Source organism: Parabacteroides sp. TM07-1AC, from assembly GCF_003480915.1.
In the GTDB taxonomy this organism is placed as follows: domain Bacteria; phylum Bacteroidota; class Bacteroidia; order Bacteroidales; family Tannerellaceae; genus Parabacteroides; species Parabacteroides chongii.
In genome coordinates this window covers 18,676-42,364 of the sequence record NZ_QUKD01000005.1, presented here as the reverse complement: position 1 = coordinate 42,364, position 23,689 = coordinate 18,676, and the positions used below count along the sequence as shown (strand labels likewise).

The 23,689-nt window shown below is 44.0% G+C and carries 17 protein-coding genes; 1 reads left to right on the top strand and 16 read right to left on the bottom strand.

Annotation, left to right across the window (positions count from 1 at the left end):
- Positions 1–18: 18 nt before the first annotated feature.
- From DXD68_RS12020 to DXD68_RS11945, 16 genes are all read right to left on the bottom strand, one after another.
- Entirely contained in the window at positions 19–1,038 is a 1,020-nt protein-coding gene (locus tag DXD68_RS12020; protein WP_122361730.1) for a FecR family protein, read from the bottom strand.
- A 69-nt stretch (positions 1,039–1,107) separates the two neighbouring features.
- The gene (locus DXD68_RS12015) at positions 1,108–1,701 is read right to left on the bottom strand and encodes an RNA polymerase sigma-70 factor (RefSeq protein ID WP_075559908.1); all 594 of its coding nucleotides are present in this window, start codon (positions 1,699–1,701) and stop codon (positions 1,108–1,110) included.
- A 177-nt stretch (positions 1,702–1,878) separates the two neighbouring features.
- Entirely contained in the window at positions 1,879–3,018 is a 1,140-nt protein-coding gene (locus tag DXD68_RS12010; RefSeq protein ID WP_122361729.1) for a family 20 glycosylhydrolase, read from the bottom strand.
- Positions 3,019–3,025: 7 nt separating this feature from the next.
- Positions 3,026–4,462 (bottom strand): Gfo/Idh/MocA family oxidoreductase, encoded by a 1,437-nt coding sequence (locus DXD68_RS12005; RefSeq protein WP_122361728.1) that lies wholly within the window; start codon positions 4,460–4,462, stop codon positions 3,026–3,028.
- A 75-nt stretch (positions 4,463–4,537) separates the two neighbouring features.
- Positions 4,538–6,139, bottom strand: a complete 1,602-nt coding sequence (locus tag DXD68_RS12000; RefSeq protein ID WP_158585877.1) for a RagB/SusD family nutrient uptake outer membrane protein — start codon at positions 6,137–6,139, stop codon at positions 4,538–4,540.
- 18 nt (positions 6,140–6,157) lie between these two features.
- Complete coding sequence (locus DXD68_RS11995; RefSeq protein WP_158585876.1) at positions 6,158–9,394, bottom strand: TonB-dependent receptor; 3,237 nt, start codon at positions 9,392–9,394, stop codon at positions 6,158–6,160.
- A gap of 276 nt (positions 9,395–9,670) precedes the next feature.
- On the bottom strand, positions 9,671–10,660 hold the full coding sequence (locus DXD68_RS11990) for a FecR family protein (RefSeq protein ID WP_122361725.1): 990 nt from the start codon (positions 10,658–10,660) through the stop codon (positions 9,671–9,673).
- A gap of 75 nt (positions 10,661–10,735) precedes the next feature.
- Complete coding sequence (locus DXD68_RS11985; protein ID WP_122361724.1) at positions 10,736–11,329, bottom strand: RNA polymerase sigma factor; 594 nt, start codon at positions 11,327–11,329, stop codon at positions 10,736–10,738.
- 38 nt (positions 11,330–11,367) lie between these two features.
- Positions 11,368–12,459: a DNA polymerase IV gene (gene dinB / locus DXD68_RS11980; protein ID WP_255419285.1), complete on the bottom strand. Its 1,092-nt coding sequence runs from the start codon at positions 12,457–12,459 to the stop codon at positions 11,368–11,370.
- 75 nt (positions 12,460–12,534) lie between these two features.
- Positions 12,535–14,022 (bottom strand): UxaA family hydrolase, encoded by a 1,488-nt coding sequence (locus tag DXD68_RS11975; protein ID WP_122361722.1) that lies wholly within the window; start codon positions 14,020–14,022, stop codon positions 12,535–12,537.
- Complete coding sequence (locus DXD68_RS11970) at positions 14,022–15,461, bottom strand: tagaturonate reductase (RefSeq protein WP_122361721.1); 1,440 nt, start codon at positions 15,459–15,461, stop codon at positions 14,022–14,024. The genes DXD68_RS11975 and DXD68_RS11970 overlap by 1 nt, the downstream gene beginning before the upstream one ends.
- A gap of 6 nt (positions 15,462–15,467) precedes the next feature.
- Entirely contained in the window at positions 15,468–17,987 is a 2,520-nt protein-coding gene (locus DXD68_RS11965; protein WP_122361720.1) for a GDSL-type esterase/lipase family protein, read from the bottom strand.
- A gap of 185 nt (positions 17,988–18,172) precedes the next feature.
- The gene (locus tag DXD68_RS11960) at positions 18,173–19,189 is read right to left on the bottom strand and encodes a zinc-binding alcohol dehydrogenase family protein (protein WP_122362065.1); all 1,017 of its coding nucleotides are present in this window, start codon (positions 19,187–19,189) and stop codon (positions 18,173–18,175) included.
- 21 nt (positions 19,190–19,210) lie between these two features.
- The gene (gene fucP / locus DXD68_RS11955) at positions 19,211–20,461 is read right to left on the bottom strand and encodes an L-fucose:H+ symporter permease (RefSeq protein ID WP_122361719.1); all 1,251 of its coding nucleotides are present in this window, start codon (positions 20,459–20,461) and stop codon (positions 19,211–19,213) included.
- A 23-nt stretch (positions 20,462–20,484) separates the two neighbouring features.
- Positions 20,485–21,408 (bottom strand): amidohydrolase family protein, encoded by a 924-nt coding sequence (locus DXD68_RS11950; RefSeq protein WP_122361718.1) that lies wholly within the window; start codon positions 21,406–21,408, stop codon positions 20,485–20,487.
- A 32-nt stretch (positions 21,409–21,440) separates the two neighbouring features.
- A complete protein-coding gene (locus tag DXD68_RS11945) occupies positions 21,441–22,373 on the bottom strand; it encodes an aldo/keto reductase (protein WP_122361717.1) in 933 nt (310 codons plus the stop codon).
- A gap of 298 nt (positions 22,374–22,671) precedes the next feature.
- Here DXD68_RS11945 and DXD68_RS11940 point away from each other — a divergent pair, with 298 nt between their 5' ends.
- A complete protein-coding gene (locus DXD68_RS11940) occupies positions 22,672–23,688 on the top strand; it encodes a LacI family DNA-binding transcriptional regulator (RefSeq protein WP_122362064.1) in 1,017 nt (338 codons plus the stop codon).
- Position 23,689: the final 1 nt, after the last annotated feature.

Genomic DNA, 23,689 nt, shown 5'->3' with positions numbered 1-23,689 from the left:
AGTTATCAATAAAAGCTTTTATTTAGTATATAGTTGTATTTCTTTACCATTTACTTTGTATTCAAGTTTGCCGGTTGAGGCTAACATATCCAGTATTTCTTGGATCGTTTGTTCTTTCCGTAAGAAATTCCCGTAAAAACGGAATGTTTTTAAAGACTCGTCTTTTATATAGATTTTTACGTTGTAACTTCTTTCCAACTCTTTGATGATATCCGGCAATAATTCTTCATCGAAGAAAAGAAAGTCGTTAGTCCATTCTGCAGCATAGCGTACTTCTGCCATGGAGACTTTTAATTGACCGTCTTTTTTATTCAGTATAGCTTTCTGATCGGGTTCCAGATAACACAGGTCATTGTTTTTCAGATAATTTGTCAGGCGGACTTTCCCTTCTAGCAAACTGACTGAAATCTCCTCATCTTCCGGATAGTTCCTAAAATTGAATTTGGTTCCCAACACCCGTAGCTCCAACTCTTTTGTTTTGATCTCGAAAGGTATTTGCTCATTTTTAGTGACTTCAAAATATCCTTCACCTGCCAGTTGCAGTTTTCGTTCGGCAACACCGAAGCCTTGTGAATAGGTGATTTTCGAGCCGGCATTCAACCATACCAATGTGCCGTCCGGGAGGTATAATTTTGTTTTCGAGCCTAAAGGAGCTTCTATCACCATCTCGGCAAATTGTTTCTTGACCTGTTCGGAGCCACTCCAATAAGAGGCGAAAGAAATGAGACATAAAAGAGCAATTGCTGCTGCCGCATACATATATTTGTGCAGAGGATGTTTTTTGATCACTTTTTTCTCTGCTGCTACCTGGGTTTTGGAAAGGAACCGTTGGAATGCTGCTTCTTTATCGTATCGTGTCTCTTCATTAGCTCCGATCGTAGAGAACCAAACTTCCCGTATCTGTCGGAAATATTTTTGGTTTTCCGGAGAAGCCTTGAGCCAATCTTCGAGCTCAGTTAATTCCTCTGTTCCCAAACCTCCTGAAAGGTAATTTGTGATCAGTTCGTCTATTCTGGTATGTATGTTTGTTGCTTTCATTTTTCGTTCTCTTGTATATATGACAGTTAGAAAAGGGGAGAGGGTAGTGCGTTCGGATAATTTTTTCAATTAAATCCAAAAACAGCATATGAGCAGGAGCAAATACTTACTTAGATCAGCACTTAGGCGAGATATCGCATTTTTTATATGATATTTTACCGTATTGACGGAAATGCCGAGTTCTTCAGCTATTTGTTCATATCGTTTTTCTTCGAAGCGGCTTTTTTTGAATACAACTTTACATTCTTCAGGAAGTCTGTCTATGGCATTCCTGATCTCTTGTTCGAGCTCATTCTCCAGCAATCGTGCCAGTGGGTAATCGTCGGATGGGAAGACAGAATTTATCCACTCATTTTGCTGGTCGATGACTGAAAAGCGGACTTCTCTTTTTTCTCTTTCCAGGTTCAGATAATTTATACAACGGTTACGGACAGCCTGAACCAAATAACTGCGCAGGGAGGTGGTAATTTCAAGGGTATCTCTTTTCTCCCAAAGATGAAAAATAATATCGTCGACAATACTTTCAGCCAGAAAATCGTCTTTCAGGAATTCATAGGCAATCTTACATAACAGTACATAATGATGATCATATATGTATTTGTATGCTTGATTATTTCCTGATTTCAGGGAATGAATCAAATGTAGTTCTTCCTTTTTTTCCATATAATTATCCGTTCTCCCTGTTTCTGAAAGATGTATTGTCGCAAATATACACGATTTATATAAATCTCAGTTAGTATTTGGAGAAAAGAGGTAGGTCTTTTTCTAATTAAAAAAGGAGACTATCTAACATTTGGTTGTTAGACGGTTCCTTTTTTATCAGCTTATCTTACATTTTAATCAGTCCTTATTTTCGGAAACTCGAACATATTCCATTATAGTTTTAAAGGCTTTTGCCGCTTTGCTATCCCGCTTAGCCGGTCGACCATAATAGGTATTTATAAAGTTTTCGGCGGGTTCCCAGGAAGTCGTAAATATTCCTTGCATCCTAGAAGACAGGATAGGAGAATAACTTTCTTTAGCTCCGTTTCTTCGTACCATTTCCAACATTTTCAGTTGGTCTATGGCAACATCAGATTTCCAAAATGTACTGACCAATACATTAAATCCTTTTATAGCAAAATATTCAGGTGTAGGCGGAGCATCTTCATATTTCCAATCACAAATCATTATATCTTTCGGGATCAAATCAATAGCCCTATGTGTATCAGACAAACTGGCTTGCCATGCTCCTAGCCCCGTCGTTTTTCCATCGATCAGTCTATCCCCCCACATCCACATCTCACAACTTTTACTCTTAAGGTGGTTATAAAGATTTCTTACATGTTCGGCATAAATTGCAGACCGATCTCCTCCGAAACATCTGGGGCATTTCTCATGAGCAATGATCCAAACTTCATCCAAACCTACGTGAAAAGCATCTGCCTCACAAACATCGATTAACTCATCCATTAGAGGGAATAAAATTTTATATATATCCGGATGTTGAGGACATAAGCTTTTACAAAGGAATCCGCCCTGAGGGTAAGCGTCTACCCATGGGACAGGAGGATTGACCCCTGGAGACTCGTCAAACTCTGGATATTTGATAAGTAATGGCTCCACATGTGTTCCTTCCGATTGATGTCCCAACAGATTCATTTTGGGAATTAAACGTATACCCACATCCTTACAGGCTTGTACTATCTGTTTCACTTCACTTTTAGACAGAGCCAATGTATCTGCCAATTCCGGATGAGACTCAAATTTATATCTATATTTAAATCGAACAACCAAGGTATTAATTCCTTCTTTAGGCAAAGCGTCTTTGATAAAATGACAAAATGATTCTACCTGTCCTGGTTCAGGAGGAGCTAACAAAAGGGCTTTAATCGGTAATTTATTCCACTCTTTAGCGTCTTTTTGTGAATATATCTCCTGAACCCCCATGAAAAACATGAATAAAAATAAACATGCCTGATAACAAATTTTCTTGTTCATAATGCACTTAGGATTTCGGTTGTTCTACAACATTCGTATTTCCACCTCCACGAAGAGAAAGATCCACCGGACGATTCTTTTTCCAAGATCCTCCTGTAAAATCCGGAACATCAATTGAATTGGAACGATTTGCTACCGACCAATAACTTAATGGCGTAATACTACACCATGCTGCCGCATCATATACATCCATATCCAAAGGCAAGCCGTTACGTAAGCAATCGATCATTCTCCAATCCATAATAAAATCCATACCTCCATGACCTCCTATAATTTTGGCAACTTCAGAAATGTGTTTAACAACCTCTGGAGTATATTGTTCTTCCAGTTCTGTCATCTTCTCTTGCGAAATATAATCGTGCCCAAATGCAACTTTACCTGGTTCGGGATATTTGCGGCAAGAACCTTTTGTTCCAGTCAGTACATGCAAACGATCGTATGGATGAGGAGTACTTACATCATGTTGGATCATAATTGTTTTACCTTTCGCCGTACGAACAGTTGTTGTATTCATATTACCTCTATATTTCATTGCCGCCATTGGTTTATAATAATCATTTTTAGCCGCCAACTCTTTCGCTTTTGCTTCCATCATGAAATCATCGGTTGATATGGAGGTCAGATATTCCATTTTGTCGCCACGATTGATATCCATAGCCCAGCATACCGGTCCTAGACCATGTGTCGGATAAGGATTTCCACTTTTATGATTTTCATCCCATCTCCATGCCGGCCATTCCGGTTCTCCGAACATGCCACTTAGTAATTCGTGGATATAGGCACCCTCTCCGTGAATTACTTCTCCGAACAATCCTTTTTGAACCATGTTTACCGTTAAAATCTCAAAAAAGTCATAACAGCAATTCTCCAGTTGCATACAGTGTTTTTGGGTGCGTTCAGATGTTTCAACAAGCTGCCAGCATTCTTCCAATGTTTTTGCAGCCGGAACTTCTACCGCCACATGCTTTCCGCATTCCATTGCATACACAGCTATGGGAGTATGCCACTTCCAAGGAGTAGCGATGTAAATCAAATCAATGTCTTCCTGCTCACATAACTTTTTCCAAGCATACTCATCTCCAAAATACTCCTTTGCCGGATGTTTATTAAATTTTTTAAGTGTCTCCTGGTTCTTCTTCACTGCCTCTTCCCGTAGATCACACAAGCCCCTGACCTCTATTTCTTTGATATTGAGGATACGAGTTACGGCCCAGCTTCCCCGGCTCCCTATTCCTACATAACCGATCCGGACAACCGGAATAGGATCGGCGGCATAACCGCACATATTAAACAGTTGTTTTCTATTTTTCCCTTTTTCTACGCATTCTCTTACAATGGCTTCTGCCTCTGATTTATCTACGGAAGAACAACTAGTAAAGCCGGTCAGAGCCATCCCTGCTCCGAAAAGAGAACCTTTTAAAAAGTTACGACGATTTATACTCATGATAATAATATTTTACAGATTGATAAAAATAATCCTGAATGATTTCGACCACTCAGGATTATACGGTCTAAAGAATTAATCCCAACCTGGATTTTGTTTCATAATATCTTTACCGATCAGGTCGATTTCATCTTGGGGAATCGGGAAGAGATAATGATAAGAAGGGTTAAAACGACGCTCCATCACTAAAATATGGTCTTTACTGCCCTTTTTCACAGGAATTCCATAACAAGCGCCGTTCAATGCTTTTTCGGCTGTTTTCCAACGAATAATATCGTCTCTGCGCTGTCCTTCAAAACAAAGTTCGGTCATACGTTCACGGCGTATTATCTCTCTCAACTCGGTTTGAGAACCTCCTGTAACAGCAGGATATTTATCAGTTTCACTAATATTAACCCCATAGGCTCTTGCTCTCAATAAATTGATGGCATCATACACAGACTGATCGATTGAGCCGGATTCAATCTTAGCCTCTGCATAAGTTAGAAGTACTTCTGCATAACGCAATATGACTACATTACTTTCCATAGGTATCAAAGCATATCTGACAGCTCCATCATCCAGGAATTTACGAGTATAATATCCGGACTGGGAAGAATTTCCTGTTGCTCCCGGATAGTCTACATCGCCATAAACCGGAATTTCGACATCCCTATAAGTCGCTCCCGGATATATGATGGACATATAAAAACGAGGGTCTCTATTCTCATATGGTTTTTCGGGATTATATACGGCAGACTCATAAGACGGCTTTCCATCTGTACAAGGAAATTCATCAATAAAGCCCTGTAAAGGATTTGTTCCACCCCAACCGCCATAACTAGGGAAATGCATATAGATTTGCGTATAGTTTGCCATATTTTGTCCTACAAATTGCCAAGCATATAATATTTCATCATTATACTTATTATTTATTTCAAATAACTCTTCATAGTTAGGATACAGCGAATGTACTCCTAAATCCATTACAGCTTTTGCGGCAACGGCAGCTTCTTCCCAACGTCCGGCATATAACAATGCACGTGCTTTCATTCCTAAAGCTGCTCCTTTCGTAATACGTCCGGCATATTCAGACGACCATGTTTCCGGGAGGACCTTGATTGCATCGTCCAAATCTTTTAAAATAAAATCCAACACTTCTTCTGCTGTGTTTCTTGGGCGTTTCAGATCCTCCAGATTCAGAGGTTCTTCAATAATGGGAACTCCTCCCCAGTTATTCAACAGAAAATGATAAGCAAAAGCACGCAGGAATTTAACTTCCCCTTTCATTTGTTCACGCTTTGTATTATCCATTTCCGGTTTGTCAATATTAGTCAGAAACACATTGCAAGTACGAATAATACGATAGCGGATAGACCATAACTCTTTCGTATACCACATGGAAGGGCTGTTATTTCCTGCTCCCAGGTTATTATAATCATTACCTTTCCACACATTGACAGCTTCGTCCGTCCGGGCCGGCAAACCTAATATATGATCATAATACATCCAAACATTATCACCGTCCGTATAACGGGAATAAACGCCGACCAACGCATTAAAAGCATCCGTTTCCGTGGCCCAAAATGTTTGCTCCGATAATTGATCTCTCGGATTCAGATCCAGAAAGCTATCATTACAAGCTGTAAATAAGGGGAATATGATCCCTATCATCCATATAAAAATATACTTTTTCATGTTTATCATCATTAACGATTAGAAGACAAGATTTAAACCAAATGTATAAGAAGTAACCATTGGATAGATATTACCTCCACCCCACGGAGTTTCCGGGTCGAAACCTCTGAAACTTGTAATTGTGAACAGGTTATCCGCACTTACATAAAAACGGCATTTTTCAACGAACAGGTTACTTAACACAGATTTGGGTAAGGAATAGCCGATTTGTAAATTTCTCATTTTTATATAGCTGGCATTCTCCATAAAGAAAGAGTTCGTCTGCGTATAATTCCTTGATGCGTTGTTCAACGAAAGGCGAGGATAAGAAGCATTCAAATTATCTGGTGTCCAACGATCCTTTTGTGCTTCCAGAGCACTTGCTCCATTAGAAAAAGCTTGGGCGGCTGTTCCCGTCAAGTAACCCTGGACATCAGCTACCGCCTGAATCGTAGTTGCTATATCAAAACCTTTATAACTTGCACCGAGCTGTAAACCAAAAGTTACGCCAGGAAAAGAGTTACCGATGTTGACACGGTCTTCTGCTGTAATTTTCTTATCTCCATTCTGGTCTTTATATCTGATATCTCCGGGGGAAGCACCTCCTGTATAATCTTGATTCGGAGCATTTTTAATTTCCTCTTCAGAAGCAAACAAACCGATGGCTTCCAAACCAAATATATTATTAATCGGATCGCCAACTGAACGTCCTGGAGTATCAGCTCCTTTCAGATCCGTAATCTTATCCTTTACTCTGGATACACTCAGATTAGCATAATAATTAAAGTCCTTTACTTGATCATTCCATCCTAACTGCATTTCAAAACCATTGTTCCGTACTGCACCGGCGTTGATTACCGGAGCGTAAGCTCCCAAAATGGAAGGCTGAGGCAAACTCATTAAGATATCACGAGTGTTTCTAACGAAATAATCAAATGTAAACGACAGTCTGTTGTTAAACATATTCAAGTCCAACCCGGCATTCACCATTTCGGTATTTTCCCAGCCAATAGTTGCATTGGACATACTATAATTCTCTGCGATACCAGAATACATTATATTTCCGAAACCATATAAACGCCCTAAAGAATATTTATTCTGATAGGCATAATTACCAATTTCCTGATTTCCTAAATGTCCCCATGAAGCTCTTAATTTCAGGTTTGAGACAGGATCGAAATGGAAGAACTCTTCTTCAGATATGCGCCAACCTGCCGATACGGAAGGGAATAATTCAAAACGATTATCTTTAGGGAAGCGGGAGGAGCCGTCATAACGCAATGTAACTTCCAATAGATAGCGTTCTGCAAAATTATAGTTTACCCTGCCAAACACGGAACGGATACTATTTTCATCCATTCCTCCGTCGTTTCGCTGGTCGGAAGCATCGCCGGCATTTATTTGATCCAACATGTTGTTTTCCGGAAGATCATAACGGGATGCGGCGATGGAAGAGTTTGTGTATTTACGTTGTTCGTAACCAAGGACCGCAGCCACATTATGTTTCCCGAATGTTTTATCATAATTAAGAAACGCCTGTAAATTTATATCAGAAGATTCTCCTCTGTTCTCATATAAATAAGGTCTGAACTTCATACCGACAACATCAGGTGCATTATAAAGCAACAGGTTGTATTGCTGTCTTTTGGTATGGGTGAAATTACCATTTAAGGCAGCAACACCTTTTACAGATAAGCCCTCCATGAGCTTTACTTCGAGTGTTCCAATAGCAGTCAGGAAATTATCTGTATAATGATCATAGCCTCCGTCTTGTGCTTCTGCTACTGAATTATGTTCATTCATGAAAGCAGCCCAGTTTCCGTTCGACCATTTGATCGGAGTAACAGGTGTTTCACGATAAGAACGGTGAACCAACTCATTGATACTCTGATAAGGTTGTGATTTTTCCTGTCTGATGTATGAGAAATTCATACCAAAATTCACTCGTTTACTAATGTCGAAATCAAAATTACCTCTGATTGAATATCTCTCCAAACCAGTTTGAGCAATTAATCCTTCTCTGTTCAGATACCCTAAAGAGAAATTATATCTTGTCTTTTCCGTTCCTCCATCCAACTGTACATGGTGGCTATGCTGGAATCCGCTTTTTGAAAATAACTCGTCGGTTTGATTCGAATTAGGATACAGATCCGGATCTGTTCCTTTTCGGTAATTTTCGATGTCCGTATCTGAATACTTGGGAGCCAATCCGTCATTAGTCAACGCTTCATTATACAAGGTCGCATAATCGGTAGAGTTCACCCATTTAGGTAGACGGGTTGGGTTTTGAAAGCCGATATACCCATTATAAGATACTTTCATGCGACCTTCCTTCCCTTTCTTGGTTGTAACCAAAATTACTCCATTACCAGCACGCACACCGTAAATAGCAGCGGAGGCAGCATCTTTCAGAACACTGATGCTTTCTATGTCATTCGGATCAATGGCATTCATACTACCCGGAATTCCATCGACAATGATCAAGGGAGATGTAGAATTCAGTGTTCCGGGACCACGAATAATAAATTCTGCACCGTCGGCTCCCGGCTGACCGGAACGTTGAATAGCTGTCAATCCCGGAGCGATACCGGTCAACAAGTTCGTAGCATCTGATGCTGCTCTATTGGCAATTTGTTCCGATCGTACACTGGCGACAGCACCGGTCAAAGTAGCTTTCTTTTGTGTACCATAACCTACCACCACCACTTCATTCAATGTTTGGGAATCTTCTTTTAGGATAACAGATATGACAGATTTATTACCGATAGGAATACTTTGTTCGATATAACCAATATAAGAGATTTTCAATGTAGCTCCGTTAGGTACTTCCAATGTAAAATTACCATCTGTATCTGTAATTGTACCAATCGCTGTTCCGGCAACTACTACATTTGCTCCGATAACGAATTCTCCATTTTGATCTACAATTTTTCCTGAAATCTGTTTTTTTTGTTGCTGAATAGCTGGTTTTGTAGTCACAGTCTGTTTTTCGAACAAATAGATCTTATTGTTTTTGATCTCGTAATTCAGATTGGTATCGGCAACCAGTTTTTCCAGAACCGAGGCAACATCTGCATTTTCAACCTGGATACTCACTTTTCTGTCCAGATTGACAATTTGCTTGCTGTATGCAACGCTAAGTCCCGTCTGTTTGGTGATGGCTGATAACACTTTTTCAACCTTGACGTTGTTGAGTGACATAGAAACCCGCTGGGCTGAGGCTTCTGCTGTAAAGGTTAACAAGGAGATAACCAAAAATAAAAATGTCAGTTTCATTGCATTCGGGATTTTCTCAATTAATATTAAAAGGTGCCTGGGGATAAGGCACGAATCATTTTTTTTCATACTTTTGAAATGAATTTATGTATTAGAAATTAATTTGAATTTCGGTACGCGGATAATCGGGAATGTGGGGACATTTCCGGTTATTTTTTTGAGTTTATTATGTTGTGTTGTTCATGTGTGTCTTTTTTATAGGTTAAACAATTTGATGCTTTCTATATAGTAGACACACGGTGGTAGAAAAAGTATGAGTAGAAAATGAAAAAAGTTTTATTTTTTTAGTTCTATGCTGATAATACCTTCTTTTTCAATGAATTTCACTGGTGTTATTTTCTCAATATCTTTCAGAATTTGTTCAATGCTCTGGTTTGTTGAGGTAAGCGTGTAGTTATAGTGGAGAACCGATGAGTCAGCTATGATAAATTCTACATTATACCAGCGTGACAAGGTTGTTATCACTTCAGACAGAGGCGTATTATCGAATACAATCTGATTCTTTTTCCAGGCAGAAAGGAGATTGATGTTCTCTGGACGGGATATTTTGCAAACGCCGCTTTTCCGGTTGTAAGTCGCTTTTTCTCCTGGTTTCATGTAGGCTAATGAACTGTGTTGGTTTGCCAGTTGTACTTTTCCGCTTTCCAGGGAAACAAAAATATCCGGATCGGTTGCATATGCCTTTACATCAAATGTCGTACCCAGTACCTTTACATTGATATCTTTCATATCAACGATGAATGGGCGGTCCTTGTTCGGCGAGACCTCGAAGAATGCTTCTCCTTCCAGTTCGACCTTGCGTTCGGAGAAACCGAATTTTCGGGGATATTTGATACGGGTTTCGGCATTGAGTGTGGCGCGTGAACCATCCTGGAAGATCAGTTGCATGCGCTCTCCTTTAGGTACATATATTTCTTCGTAACCGGAATCAGCGAAAAGGTCGATGCGTTTATCTATATACCAGAATTGCCCGAGGAACAACAGTAACGGAATAAGGATGGCGGCTGCACGAAAAATGAACCGCTTCCTTTGTTGCAGGTGGATCTTCTTCATGATGTACTTGTACATCTCGTCTGTTGGGATGGATCGTTCTGCATATAATTCTTCGCAGCCGGGCTGTATCTTTTCCATATCTTCATCCATTAGCGATGACAAATATCGGGAACCTTCGGGAGTGGAGAACCAGCGGATTACCTGGCGTGCTTCTTCCGGAGTGGCGGTATTGTCGAGCGTTCTGTCGATGATATGTTTATCTGGTGTTTTCATTTTTTTATTCCTGTTTTCTTAATTGACACATAACTGGACTGTTGGTATGAGTGTTTGTTACTCTTTTTCCCTTTTTTAGAGGAAAAAAGAAGAGAGTAGCAGGATTAGCAACTTATCGAAATGTTCCCTGAGCAGTTTGATGGCCTGCGAATAATGAGTTTTGACTGTCGGTATCGATATCTGCATCTTTTCTGCAATTTCTTGATTGGACAATCCTTTCTCCAGTTTGTACAGGCAGACGGTTTTCTTCTGTTCCGGCAGGTCGCCGATAGCCCGATATAACTGTTCGTTCATTTCCTTCTCTTCCAGCTTTTCCAATATTTCGTTTTCATACTCGATTGTTTCTTGTGCCAGTTCATAATTCTTCTCCAATGCGGTATAGTTATTCCTGATCTCGTTCAGCAGGTGATTTTTCAACATGGTGTACAGATAATTTCTCAGGTTGATCTGGATGCTGAGGAGTGTGCGCGACTCCCACAGCTTCAGGAATACTTGCTGGACGGCATCTTTGGCGGTATCGTTGTCCTTTAAATATTTGAAAGCAACAACATAAAGTAATTTATGATACCGCTCATAAATAGTAGTAAAAGCCCTCTCATTTCCTTTTTGCAAAAGAATAAGTAACTCATCATCGGTTTGCCCGGATATGGAGAGGAACCGCTTGTGCATATAATAGTATTCCTTTTAGATTTTTTGCAAATATAACTTTAATACGAAACTTTCCAATCACTAAACTCCAAACTTAACTGTTCCCACCGTTCTTTTTTTACAGTTTCTTCCCGTTCTTCCTGTGGGTTTGAAACAGAAAGGCCAAGCAGTCGGATCGGGTTCGTTTCATAATCGACCTCTTTCAGCAGTTGTTTGGCAAGGGGGAGGATCTCGTTTAAGGAGGTCAGTTCGTGCGGTTGGGTAATACTTTTTGTTTTTAAGGTGAAATCGTGGAATTTGATCTTTAATGTCAATGTATTTCCTTTGAATCCGGTTCGTTGCAGGCGGCCGATTAGTTCGGTCGCTACATGATAAAGTTCGATGATGACGGACGATTGGCGGGAAATATCTTTTTCCAGCGTATGTTCGCAGCCGACGGATTTGCGGATACGTACGGCTTCTACCGGGCGCAGGTCTATTCCGCGGGAACATTCATAATAAAGGAAGCCGGCTTTCCCGAACTGGCGGGTAAGCATTTCCAGTGAGCATTCCCTTAGCTTTTCTCCGTTGTGGATACCTAACGTATGCATCTTTTTGGCGGTGACAGGGCCGACACCCCAGAATGATTCGATGGGCAGGCGGGCAATAAAATCGAGAGCCTGTGCCGGATGGATCGTACAAAGACCGTCCGGTTTCCGGTAGTCGGAAGCTATTTTTGCCAGGAACTTATTATAGGATACGCCAGCTGAGGCGACCAGGTTCAGTTCCTGCCGTATCCGCTGCTTGATCTCTTTGGCAATATCGACGGCAAGAGGTATCTGTTTTTTATTTTCTGTGACATCGAGAAAGGCTTCATCCAACGAGAGCGGCTCGATGATATCCGTATACTCATGGAATATCTCATGAATGTGGTTGGAGACTTCTTTGTATACACTCATCCTGCCCGGAACAAAGATCAGATTGGGACATAACCGCTTTGCTTTCTGCGACGACATGGCAGAACGGACACCATATTTTCGCGCCTCGTAACTGGCTGCTGCAACCACACCGCGTTCTTCCGAATAACCCACCGCCAAAGGTTTCCCCCTCAGTTCCGGATTATCCCGTTGCTCGACCGATGCATAGAATGCATCCATATCTATATGTATGATTTTGCGTTCCGTATAGCCTCCTTTTCTTTATCAAAGATAATCAAAAAGAGGGAGAAAGTGCGTTTGTCGTTAGATTTATAGCGTTACCCCGGACTTAAATATAGCAATCTCCCGATATCCTTTCCGTTCATTGTTGGTCTGTTTTCCTCCGGCAATATCCTGTATGAACCGGATAAACTGTTCGGCGAGGGGTTCCATTGCTTCACCTTCCGCCAAAGTTCCGGCGTTAAAGTCGATCCAGCCGGGTTTGTTTTCTGATAAAGCAGTGTTGGTTGAAATCTTGACAGTGGGGATAAATGTTCCGAAAGGCGTTCCCCGTCCGGTGGTGAAAAGTACCATGTGGCAACCCGAGGCGGCTAATGCCGTGCTGGCTACCAGGTCGTTTCCCGGGGCGCTCAACAGGTTTAAACCTTTAGCGGATAAACGCTCTCCGTACGTAAGGACATCCTTGACTCCTGATTTACCTGACTTCTGTGTACAGCCGAGTGATTTTTCTTCCAGTGTAGAGATACCTCCGGCTTTGTTTCCGGGAGAAGGATTTTCATAGACCGGTTGTTTGTTTTCCAGGAAATAGGCTTTGAAGTCGTTGATAAGGCGGACGGTCTTGTTGAATAAATCTTCTGTACCGCAACGATTCATTAATAATGTTTCGGCACCGAACATTTCGGGGACTTCCGTCAAAACAGTCGTTCCTCCCTGTGCAACCAGAAAATCGGAAAATACACCCAATAGCGGATTGGCGGTAATACCGGAGAAACCATCCGAACCGCCGCATTTCAAACCGATACGCAGTTCGCTGAAAGGAACCGGCGTACGTTGGTCGGTTGAGGCTATGGCATATAATTCGCGCAGTAGCTTCATACCTTCTTCCTGCTCGTCTTTCACTTTTTGGCAGACCATAAAGCGAACACGTTCCGTATCGTATTCTCCCAGAAACTCACGGAAAGTATCCGGCTGATTGTTTTCACAGCCTAGTCCGACCACCAGTACTGCACCGGCGTTCGGATGTTTCACCATGTCCCGGAGAATTTTACGGGTATTCTCATGGTCGTCACCTAACTGGGAACAGCCGTAATTATGGGGAAAAGCCACGATCGCATCCACACCTTTTCCATCCGTTTCCCGTCGGAGAGTTTCTGCTAGTTGGTTGACGATACCGTTTACACAACCGACTGTCGGCAGGATCCATATCTCATTACGTATGCCGACTTCTCCGTTTTTACGTCGATAGCCGTTAAAGGTCAATCCTCGGTCGGGAATATGCAATGTTGTGTCCTGTGGTTGCCAGGTGTAATCCTGTAACCCGTCCAGGTTTGTTTTTATATTTTTCTCGTTTACCCAGGCTCCGGCAGGGATATCGTTCCGCGCGTGGCCGATGGGAAAACCATATTTGATAACAAAATCACCGGTGGTGAAATATTTCAAAGCCACTTTATGCCCGGTTGGGATCTCTTCCCGGATAGTGATCGTCAGATCACCAAGCTCAATCTGATCTCCGGCTGATAACGGGTCTATGGCAACGATGACATTATCAGCCGGATTTATTTGGATATACTTTTTCATCAGAGAATCTCTTTTACTACCTCTCTCATACCTTTTTCCTGAATCGCATCCAGGTAATAAATAACCCGCTCTGTTAACCCGGAAATCCGGTTGAGGTCTTCGCCCCAAATCTCATCCACAGCCAGGATATTTTCAGCCACGGTCCGTGTAGAGTTGGTTGCCCAAAGTTCTTTCATCAGGCATATTGTCTTCGGATCATCGTTGGGTACGATCTCGGTTCCGTCCTCACGTTTGCCTCCTTTATAATAGGTAAGGATCGCTGCCAGTCCCAATACTAGTCCTTCCGGCAAAACACCTTTGCGTTTCAGGTATTCTTTCAGCCCCGGCAGGTCGCGTGTCTGGTATTTGGGGAAAGAGTTCAGCATGATGGAAGTGACCTGGTGATCGACAAACGGGTTGTTGAAGCGGTCCAGTACATCATTTGCAAACTGTTCCAGTTCTGCTTTAGGCAGGTTCAACGTTTCCATCAGTTCTTCGAACATCACTTTGCGGATATATTTTCCGATCACTTCATCCTGGCAGGCATCCCGTACGATGTCGATTCCGGAAAGGAAAGCAACGGGTGAAAGGACGGTGTGAGGGCCGTTCAGTAAAGTAACCTTTCTTTCGTGGTAAGGAGCTTCGGAAGGAACGAACAATACATTCAGGTCGGCTTTATCGGCGGGAAATTCCCTGGATATTTCCTGTGGTGCTTCGATCACCCATAAATGAAATATCTCAGCCTGTACCACCAGGTTATCGTTATATTGGAGTTTTTCTTTGATGGTATCGATCTCCTTTCGTGGAAAACCGGGAACGATACGGTCTACCAGCGTGGCATAAACACCACAGGCCTCTTCGAACCAGGTTTTGAATGCTTCGCCCAGTTGCCAGAGATCGATGTATTGGTAAATAGTCTCCTTCAGTTTGTGTCCGTTCAGGAAGATCAGTTCGCAGGGGAAAATGATTAATCCTTTGTTCTTATCCCCGTCGAATGTTTTGAAACGGTGGTAAAGTAACTGTGTCAGTTTACCGGGGTAAGAGGAGGCTGGTGCATCATTTAGTTTGCAGGACGGATCGAAAACGATGCCTGCTTCGGTCGTGTTGGAGATCACGAAACGCATTTCCGGCTGTTCCGCCAATTGAATGAATGCTTCGAAATCGGTGTAAGGATTCAGTGAACGGCTGATTACGTCGATCAGTTCGATACTGTTGACTGTTTTCCCTTTGTCCAAACCTTGCAGGTTGACATGATACAGGTTATCCTGCTTCTTGAGCATGTCGACCATCCCTTTCTCAATGGGTTGAACAACTACAACACTGCTATTGAAGTCCGTTTGGGCATTCATATTCCAGATGATCCAGTCCACAAATGCCCGAAGGAAATTACCTTCTCCAAACTGTATGATACGTTCCGGGCGGATGGTGACCGGAGCGTTCTGCCTGTTTAATTCTTTCATTTTATTTTATTTGTTTACAACGAAGTTTCGTATCTGACATTCCGTACCTAAAGAATCGGGATTCTTTTCTTTCGAGATACGAAGTACCAGCTTATGGGCAGTGTCGTCTAATTCTGTTTCCAGCATATATACCCAGGGAATATAAAGGTATTTACTCCATTCGGTGAACGTATCGAGCTTTTTGAATGGGGTACCGTCGATGCTGTATTCAAGGATTCCGGCTGTCGGACCCGGTGTACAGAAGATACCGATCGCTTTTCCCGTGAAGTCGAGTGTCAATTTGTCGCCCGGACGAGTAGCTTCCAATATGGGAACATCAACGAAACCTCTTCTCTTTTCATACGTATTATCCGCACGCCAGGAAGGAACGTATTTCCAGCCTTTGTTCAGTTTAGCCTCTTTCAGGTCGATAAAGTCGCCGCCATAATAACTGTATGCATCGAGTGGTTGTGCAGGTATTTCGTGGGCAACGACCGGACTGTCGGGAGTGATTCCTTTCCACATCGTATCGAAGAGGTGGTTGATGGCTGCGGCATAGAATTTATGTCCGAACGGTAGCGGATGGGTTCCGCCGAACTGTTCCCAGGTGAACTCGCCGTCCTGCATCCGTTCGCCTATTTCCTGAACCAGGTTGACAGAAGGGATCAGATAATGGTTTGCCACCCGTTCGTGGTTCAGTATGACGTCCGGTTGCTGTTTTTTAGCAACCATCGGGATAAACGGATCGTAGATGAAGTGTAACATCACGATATCCATTTCCGGATTACTCAGTAATGCATGGCGTACTTCCCCTTCCATGCCACGAACCTGTTCCAATGGAGTGAAATGGTTTGTATGGTCGTTCACGGCTGCTTCCACAAAAAGCAGGTCTATTTTTCCTTTCGAGAGAATATCATTTTTCATTCGGAAGGAACCCGGAGTCGTTCCGGTAGAACCGATGCCGGCTTCTACAAATTCGAAAGTCGTATAAGGGAAACGTTGTTGCAGTTGTTTTTCGATCATGTTCTTCCAGCCGTTCATCTCTGTGATAGAACCGCCCAGAAAGGCGACACGTGCTTTACGTTCTTTCTCGAACTTGACAAACGAGTTTTGCAGGCTGCCGCGCACGTTGTAATGCAGGTATTTCTCATATTCCGGTTGGTGGCGAAGGATGAAGTCCACAACCGGTTCCGGATTTTCCAAACTGTGGGGATGATGGTCTACGCCCGGTTTGATAATTACCTCTACCGGACCACCCAGAGCCAGGTAGCGGGAACGTACTATATCCATATTCTCCTTGAACGGAACGACTTTGTCGGCATCTCCGCAAACGCTGATGATCGGGATTCCGGCTTTTGCCAACGGTTCCAGATTGTCGATCGGATTACCTTTGAACGAATTCATCTCTTCGTCTGTCAGGTCCCATTCTTTCAACAAGTCGTTCCACAACTCTGCATTCTTTCTTCCCGGCCAGCTGAATACATTGCAAACCGGGGCGTCGATATAGATGCAGGCGATCTTGTCTGTGTTTTTGGCAGCCCAGTTCAAAGCATATAAACCACCGCGGCTGAATCCTTCCAGGGTCACTTTCGGGGAAAGTCCGTACCAATCTTTCATATAATGGTAGAACTCCGTACCTAGTGCTACTGCACGCGGGTTCCCATAACAATGTGTCACATCATAATAAACCACATGAAATCCTTTTTCCAGTAAGGCCTTGTCTACGCTGGGGAAAGCATTGAAGAAAGCCGGTCGCCATATCCACGGATTTCCTTTGGCCGCCTGTTTAGGGACAACCACGATCGCATCGCGTCCCTTGAACTGGAAATCGTAACGGTCGCATCCGTTCCATTCGCTTTTCAGACCGGGAAAAGCCTGCATCCGGTGAGAAGTTTCTTTGCCTGTGATTGCTTTGTAAACGGTCTCGGCGAGCTTATGTGCACCGACCGGATCGGGATGGACATTATCCGGAAAATGTTCCTGCATGCCGCTCAATGCCGTATGTAAATCAATGATTGGTAATTTATTCCTTTTCGCTACCTGTTCAATCACTGGAATAACACCGGCTGCAATGATACTGTCGTTAATACTGGCATCGCTGACATAGGCTTTGGGCGGATAACAAAGATAGATCTTTGGTTTTGACGGGATTGCCTTAAACGCGTTGATCATCGTCTGAATATCTCCGGGAAGTCCGGCTTTGTATTTCCAGTTGAACGATTTGGAATCATTTGTCCCCAGCTTGATTATAACGATGTCGGGATTATAGCTGAGAGCATCTTTAAACATTTGTTCCTTCATGTAAGGACGATCCCCTTTCATGAGCATAGTACGGGCACTAAAGCCGAAGTTCCGTACTTCATACTTCTTTCCGAGCATTTGTCCGAGAACCGAAGGGTAACTGTCGCGGTCGCGGTTGGCAATCCCGGCCCCAAATGTAATACTGTTTCCTACACATGCCACCCGGATTACTTCAGCGGCTTCCTGCGCCCAGCCATTCAGACTGACGATCAGAAAAAATACGATTAGATTGATTAGCTTTTTCATGATAACTTATCTCGATTCTTGATTCTCTATTCTCTATTCAGAGTCTGCTAAATGGCACGCAGATAACACAGATTAAGCTGATTATCGCAGATATATTATTAAAAAAGATCTGTGGTCATCTGCTTAATCTGTGTTATCAGTGTGCCATCTTGTAGCCTTGCGAAGATAATTAAATTTTTTATATGTCAGAACTTTACAAGAATACGAAATACTTTACCGGGAGCAGCGCTCCATGCCTGCATGGCGGCAAATGCTTCTTCGGGGGTGACAATCCGAGATATCAGTTCTTCCCGCGGACAACTGTCCTGCTGAAGATAACGTACTACAGCCCTGAAATCTTCCGGCAGTGCGTTGCGTGAACCCCGGATATCCAACTCTTTCTGTACGAAATATTTGGTCTGAAAGGTTACTTCGCTTTTCGCATAGCCGATGCATACTACCCGTCCGGTGAAAGCGACTTCGTTTACCGCCGTTACATAAGTTGCCGGACTTCCTACCGCTTCGATGACAACATCCGGTCCCAGGCCGTCCGTCATTTCCTGTAAACGTTCATGTACATTTTCGGTCTGTGAGTTGATGGTGTAACGGGCACCGATGCGTTTGGCCAGTTCCAGTTTTTCATCATCCAGATCCATGGCGATCACTGTTGCACCTCTTAATGCAGCACGTACAATCGCTCCGCAACCGATCATACCGCAGCCGATAACTAGAACGGTGTCGATGTCGGTGACTTGTCCGCGGGAGACAGCATGAAATCCTACGCTCATCGGTTCGATCAGGGCACAGTCACGGGGAGAAATGCCGGGAGCCGGAATGACTTTCTGCCAGGGCAGAGCGAGATATTCTCCCATTGCACCGTTACGCTGTACGCCGAATGTTTCATTATGTTCGCAGGCATTTACCCGTCCGTTGCGGCAGGCGGCACATTTACCGCAGTTTGTGTAAGGATTTACGGTAACACTCATGCCCGGTTCGAATCCGCCAGGACCCCCGGGACCTACGGCTTCAATCACAGCTCCGACCTCATGACCGGGGATAACGGGAAGCTTGACCATTGGATTACGCCCCAGAAATGTGTTCAGGTCGGAGCCGCAAAAACCGACAAACTTAATTTTCAGAAGAACTTCGCCGTTTTTTACTTCCGGCTTTGCTATGTCGACTACCTGCAGTGTTGCAGGAACGGGAATTTGTATTGCTTTCATATACATTATATATATTATAAATTAATCGACCACTTTATAGCCTTTCCACCCGTAGTAAGCACAGAAAAGGAAGCAAACCAACGGGATCAGATAAGCGATATAATAAACAGCTTCGAAATGATGCATCACGTAAGCCGTCAGCTGGGGCAGACAGGCATTTCCGACGATTGCCATCACCAGGAAAGCCGAGCCGCTCTTGGTATTGTCGCCCAGTCCTTTTAACGCCAACGAGAACTGTGTCGGATACATGATCGACATGAAAAACGATACAGCCAGCATCGCATATAACCCGACCATTCCGCCGCATAAGGCGATCACTCCGCAAAGTACGACATTGAGCAGTGCATAAACCAGCAACATGTCCTGCGGACGGAAGCGGACCATCAGCAGGGTGCCGATCCATCGTCCCAGCAGGAAAGCCAGCATATACAGACCGAAGAAAGTGGTCGCGACCGATTCCGATAACCCGGCATAACTGCAACAGTATACCAGGAAAAGGCTGTTGATCGCTGTCTGCCCTCCATTATAAAAGAACTGTGCGATCACTCCCCAGCGCAGATGCGAACGTTTCAGCACACCGAAGTCGATCAGCTTTCCCTCTTTCTCTCCTGTATGTTCTTCGTCCTGGATACGGGGTAGTCTGGAAACAATGAAAACAACTGCGATAATGATTAATAAAAGTGCTAATAGAAGGTATGGCTGTTTCATTGAATCCGTTTCAAACTGGATGTACGCATCCCAACCTCCGGGATAATCGACGGGCAGACTTTCACGTGTATAGTGGTTCCCGCTTAATACCAGTTTACTGAGGAACATGGCCGAGATAAAGGCTCCTAATCCGTTGAACGACTGTGCCAGGTTCAGCCGTCGGGGAGCCGTTTCCGGATTACCCAATACGGTTACGTAAGGATTGGCTGCCGTTTCCAGAAAACACATACCTGTCGCGATAATGAAAAAGATACTGAGATATGCCCAGTACTCTTTTAACAGGGCAGCTGGGAAGAACAATAAACCTCCGAAAGCAGCCAGGAACAGTCCGAAAACGATACCAGCCTTGTAACTATACCGTTTCATGAACATGGCGATCGGGATCGGGAAGATGAAGTAAGCCAGCCAGTAGGCCGTTTCGGTAAATGATGCCTCGAACGGATTCAGTTCGCAGGTTTTCATCAGCTGCCGGATCATGGTCGGCAACAGGTTGCTGCTGATCGCCCATAGGAAGAAAAGGCTGAATATCAGTGCCAGCGGTAGCATGTAGTTTTTCTGTTTCATGGTATGATTGTATTAGGTCGTGTTTATTCGGACATGTTTTTGATATAAGGTAATTCGATCAGCTTTTTGAATCCATAGAAAGTGGCTGCATTTTCTCCCAGGAAGAGGTCCTTTTCCTGTTCTGTCAGTTCCTCGGTCTTCAGGATGAAATCGTATGACATCCTGTAGGTGATAGCCGTAATCGTACGGGGATAATCCGATCCCCACATCAGCTTCTCCATGCCTACCCGGTCTGCTGCTTCGCGTATCGCTTTAACGGCACCGGGGAAAGGATAAAATTCGTCGTTGAACAACCAGGTGATACCTCCGGATTCGATGCGGACGTTCGGGTAACGTGCCAGGCTGATCTGCGCCAACCAGTTCGGTCGGGTAACCATACCGAAATGTCCGATCGCAATTTTTAATCCGGGGCATTCCTGAATCACCTCTTCCAGTTCACCGGTCTGGCTGTCGCCATCAGCCAGGTCGACGGAGAGGATCATATCTTTGTTTTCCATAAAATGGAACATTTCCATCATTTCGTCACCATTCAGACAGACCCGCCCTTCCTGGAGTAAAAGGCGTTGTGCCGGAACCTTGATAGCCTTGAATCCGCGGGCAGCCAGTTCGCGTGCCTGTGCCGCATAGCCGGGACGGCGAAATTCGCAGAGACCGCAGACAAAGAAGCGATCCGGATAGCGGTTGGCGACCTCCAGCAAATAATCGTTTTGCATGCCGTCGATAAACTCTTGGGTGACGACGGCTGCCGAAACCTGTGCATAATCCATGTTCGACAGGAATATCTCTGCCGTGTTCCTGCCGTCGATGATAAACGGAGGAACCATCTGCCGGATTTCACCCATAAAGAGTGAACGTCCGTTAGTGAGTGTCCGTATCGGCAATCCGTCGACTACCGTATCCTGCCTGAGCCAAAGATGGGAATGGGCATCTATAATCTTTCTGTTCATGGTACTTTCTTTAAAGGATATTTGTTTTCCGGTCAGGAGTTCGACCAGCTGACCCGCTTTTGGTCGCCGATAATCTCCTGTACTTCACGAACCAGGTCCCAGTCGATCGGGTCTTCTATATATTGGATGTTTTTCCGGACATTCTCCGGATTTGCCGAACTGAACAGGGTGGTTGCGATTCTCGGGTTACTTACTGAGTATTGCATAGCCAGTTTTTCTATCGGGTAACCTTTGGAAGCGCAGTGTTGCACTGCTTTTTGGCAGGCTTCTACCAGTGCTGCCGGTGCCGGATGCCAGTCGGGAACACCCCGTTGCGACAATAATCCCATCGAAAGGGGAGAAGCATTGATGATACCGATCTGTTTGGATTCGAAATAATCGAAATAGTCGGCCAGCTTATCGTCGTTCAGGCAGTAGTGGCAGAAATTGAGAATGGTTTCTACCGTTCCTTCGGGGACGCGGTCGATTACCCATTGCAGGTTTTCCAGTTGAAGGTCGGTAATGCCGACATGCTTTACGATTCCTTTTTCGCGTAATTCCACCAATGCCGGCAATGTTTCGTTCACCACCTGGTTGAGGTCGGCAAATTCGATATCGTGTACATTGATCAGGTCGATGTAGTCCAAATGCAGCCGTTCCATGCTTTCATATACGCTTTCGGTAGCCCGTTTGCCGGAATAGTCCCAGGTATTAACGCCGTCTTTTCCGTAGCGGCCGACTTTTGTTGAAAGCATAAAAGCGTCGCGGGGAATTTCTTTCAGTGCCTTTCCCAATACCGTTTCCGCCTTGTAATGTCCGTAGTAAGGGGAGACGTCGATAAAGTTCATCCCGTTTTCGACGGCAGTAAATACTGCCTGGATGCTTTCCGCTTCCCGTGTTTCATGAAAGACACTGCCCAACGAAGAGGCTCCAAAGCTCAGAACGGGTACTTTCATCCCTGTTTTTCCACAATATGAGTAGTTCATGGTATGTATGATTTGAGTTATCGATTGCTCAAATGTATAGCTTTTATGGTTTGCTTATAGCCGTTTTGTGCTGAAAAATCTACGCAAAGGTTTGCACTATGCTGCGGTGGTCGAAACTGTTTCACCCCGATGGAACAACTGTTTCACCTAGGAGAAACAAGTGTTTCATCGGGGTGAAACAAATTGAAACAGCCGGAGGATCTGTTGGAAATCGGTTGAGAGTTTGAACGGATGTGATGAAGAAAAGCCGGTTTTCTGCCGGAAATAAGTATATTTGCCGGAAGTAATCGGAATTGTAATGCCTAAGAAAAGACACATATCGCTGAAAGACCTGGCCAAAGAACTGGGTGTTTCCGTTTCTACTGTATCGCGTGCGCTGAATGACAGCTACGAGATCAGTCCCGAAATGCGGGAACGGGTGAAGGCGCTTGCCGAAGAATGGAATTACCGGCCGAACCCGTTTGCGTTGAGTCTGTTGAAAAATACACCGCGTATTATCGGCATCATCGTGCCGGATATCGTTACTCATTTCTATTCATCGATTATCAGCGGTATCAATGACGTGGCGCGTAAGAACGAGTATTCCGTTATTATCACTTCTTCCTATGAACAGTACGAACAGGAACTGCATTGTGTGGAAGACCTGGTAAACATGCGGGTGGAGGGTATATTGGCCTGTCTTTCACAGGAAACGACCGATTATTCCCATTTTCTTTCTCTGGAGGATATGGATATTCCGCTGGTCTTTTTTGACCGTGTCTGCCTGACAGGTACGATCCCTTCGGTGGTGGCCGATAATAAGGAGTCGGCCCGGGTGGCTACCAGGCATCTGTTGGAGACGGGATCGAAACGGGTGGCTTTCTTGGGTGGTTCGGATCATTTGGCGATCGTGCAGCAGCGTCGTGACGGATATATGGAAGCATTGAAAGAGGAAGGTTTGCCAGTCGTAGAAGAGTTGATTGTCTGTAAGAAGATGACCTATGAAGAGGGGCGGGAAGGTTGTTGCCGGTTGCTCTCATTGCCGGAACCGCCGGATGCCATCCTGGCAATGAATGACACACTGGCTTTTGCTGCCATGAAAGAGATTAAAAAGCATCAGTTCCGCATCCCTGCTGATATTGCCCTGATCGGTTATACCGACGAGCTTCATTCCAACTATGTGGAACCAGCCCTGACAGCTGTCACTCATCAGACCTATAAGATGGGAGAGGAATGCTGTAACCTCCTTCTTAAGCAGATAAAAAAACGGGAAAAGCCCCGGCAGATCGTTGTACCTACCCATTTGTCAGTGCGGGAAACTTCCCGGAAAAGATGAA

Excerpts from the sequence above, each read along its gene's own strand:
- DXD68_RS12020 (WP_122361730.1), bottom strand. The coding sequence starts at position 1,038 with ATGAAAGCAACAAACATACATACCAGAATAGACGAACTGATCACAAAT.
- DXD68_RS12015 (WP_075559908.1), bottom strand. The coding sequence starts at position 1,701 with ATGGAAAAAAAGGAAGAACTACATTTGATTCATTCCCTGAAATCAGGA.
- DXD68_RS12010 (WP_122361729.1), bottom strand. The coding sequence starts at position 3,018 with ATGAACAAGAAAATTTGTTATCAGGCATGTTTATTTTTATTCATGTTT.
- DXD68_RS12005 (WP_122361728.1), bottom strand. The coding sequence starts at position 4,462 with ATGAGTATAAATCGTCGTAACTTTTTAAAAGGTTCTCTTTTCGGAGCA.
- DXD68_RS12000 (WP_158585877.1), bottom strand. The coding sequence starts at position 6,139 with ATGAAAAAGTATATTTTTATATGGATGATAGGGATCATATTCCCCTTA.
- DXD68_RS11995 (WP_158585876.1), bottom strand. The coding sequence starts at position 9,394 with ATGAAACTGACATTTTTATTTTTGGTTATCTCCTTGTTAACCTTTACA.
- DXD68_RS11990 (WP_122361725.1), bottom strand. The coding sequence starts at position 10,660 with ATGAAAACACCAGATAAACATATCATCGACAGAACGCTCGACAATACC.
- DXD68_RS11985 (WP_122361724.1), bottom strand. The coding sequence starts at position 11,329 with ATGCACAAGCGGTTCCTCTCCATATCCGGGCAAACCGATGATGAGTTA.
- DXD68_RS11975 (WP_122361722.1), bottom strand. The coding sequence starts at position 14,022 with ATGAAAAAGTATATCCAAATAAATCCGGCTGATAATGTCATCGTTGCC.
- DXD68_RS11970 (WP_122361721.1), bottom strand. The coding sequence starts at position 15,461 with ATGAAAGAATTAAACAGGCAGAACGCTCCGGTCACCATCCGCCCGGAA.
- DXD68_RS11965 (WP_122361720.1), bottom strand. The coding sequence starts at position 17,987 with ATGAAAAAGCTAATCAATCTAATCGTATTTTTTCTGATCGTCAGTCTG.
- DXD68_RS11960 (WP_122362065.1), bottom strand. The coding sequence starts at position 19,189 with ATGAAAGCAATACAAATTCCCGTTCCTGCAACACTGCAGGTAGTCGAC.
- fucP (WP_122361719.1), bottom strand. The coding sequence starts at position 20,461 with ATGAAACAGAAAAACTACATGCTACCGCTGGCACTGATATTCAGCCTT.
- DXD68_RS11950 (WP_122361718.1), bottom strand. The coding sequence starts at position 21,408 with ATGAACAGAAAGATTATAGATGCCCATTCCCATCTTTGGCTCAGGCAG.
- DXD68_RS11945 (WP_122361717.1), bottom strand. The coding sequence starts at position 22,373 with ATGAACTACTCATATTGTGGAAAAACAGGGATGAAAGTACCCGTTCTG.
- DXD68_RS11940 (WP_122362064.1), top strand. The coding sequence starts at position 22,672 with ATGCCTAAGAAAAGACACATATCGCTGAAAGACCTGGCCAAAGAACTG.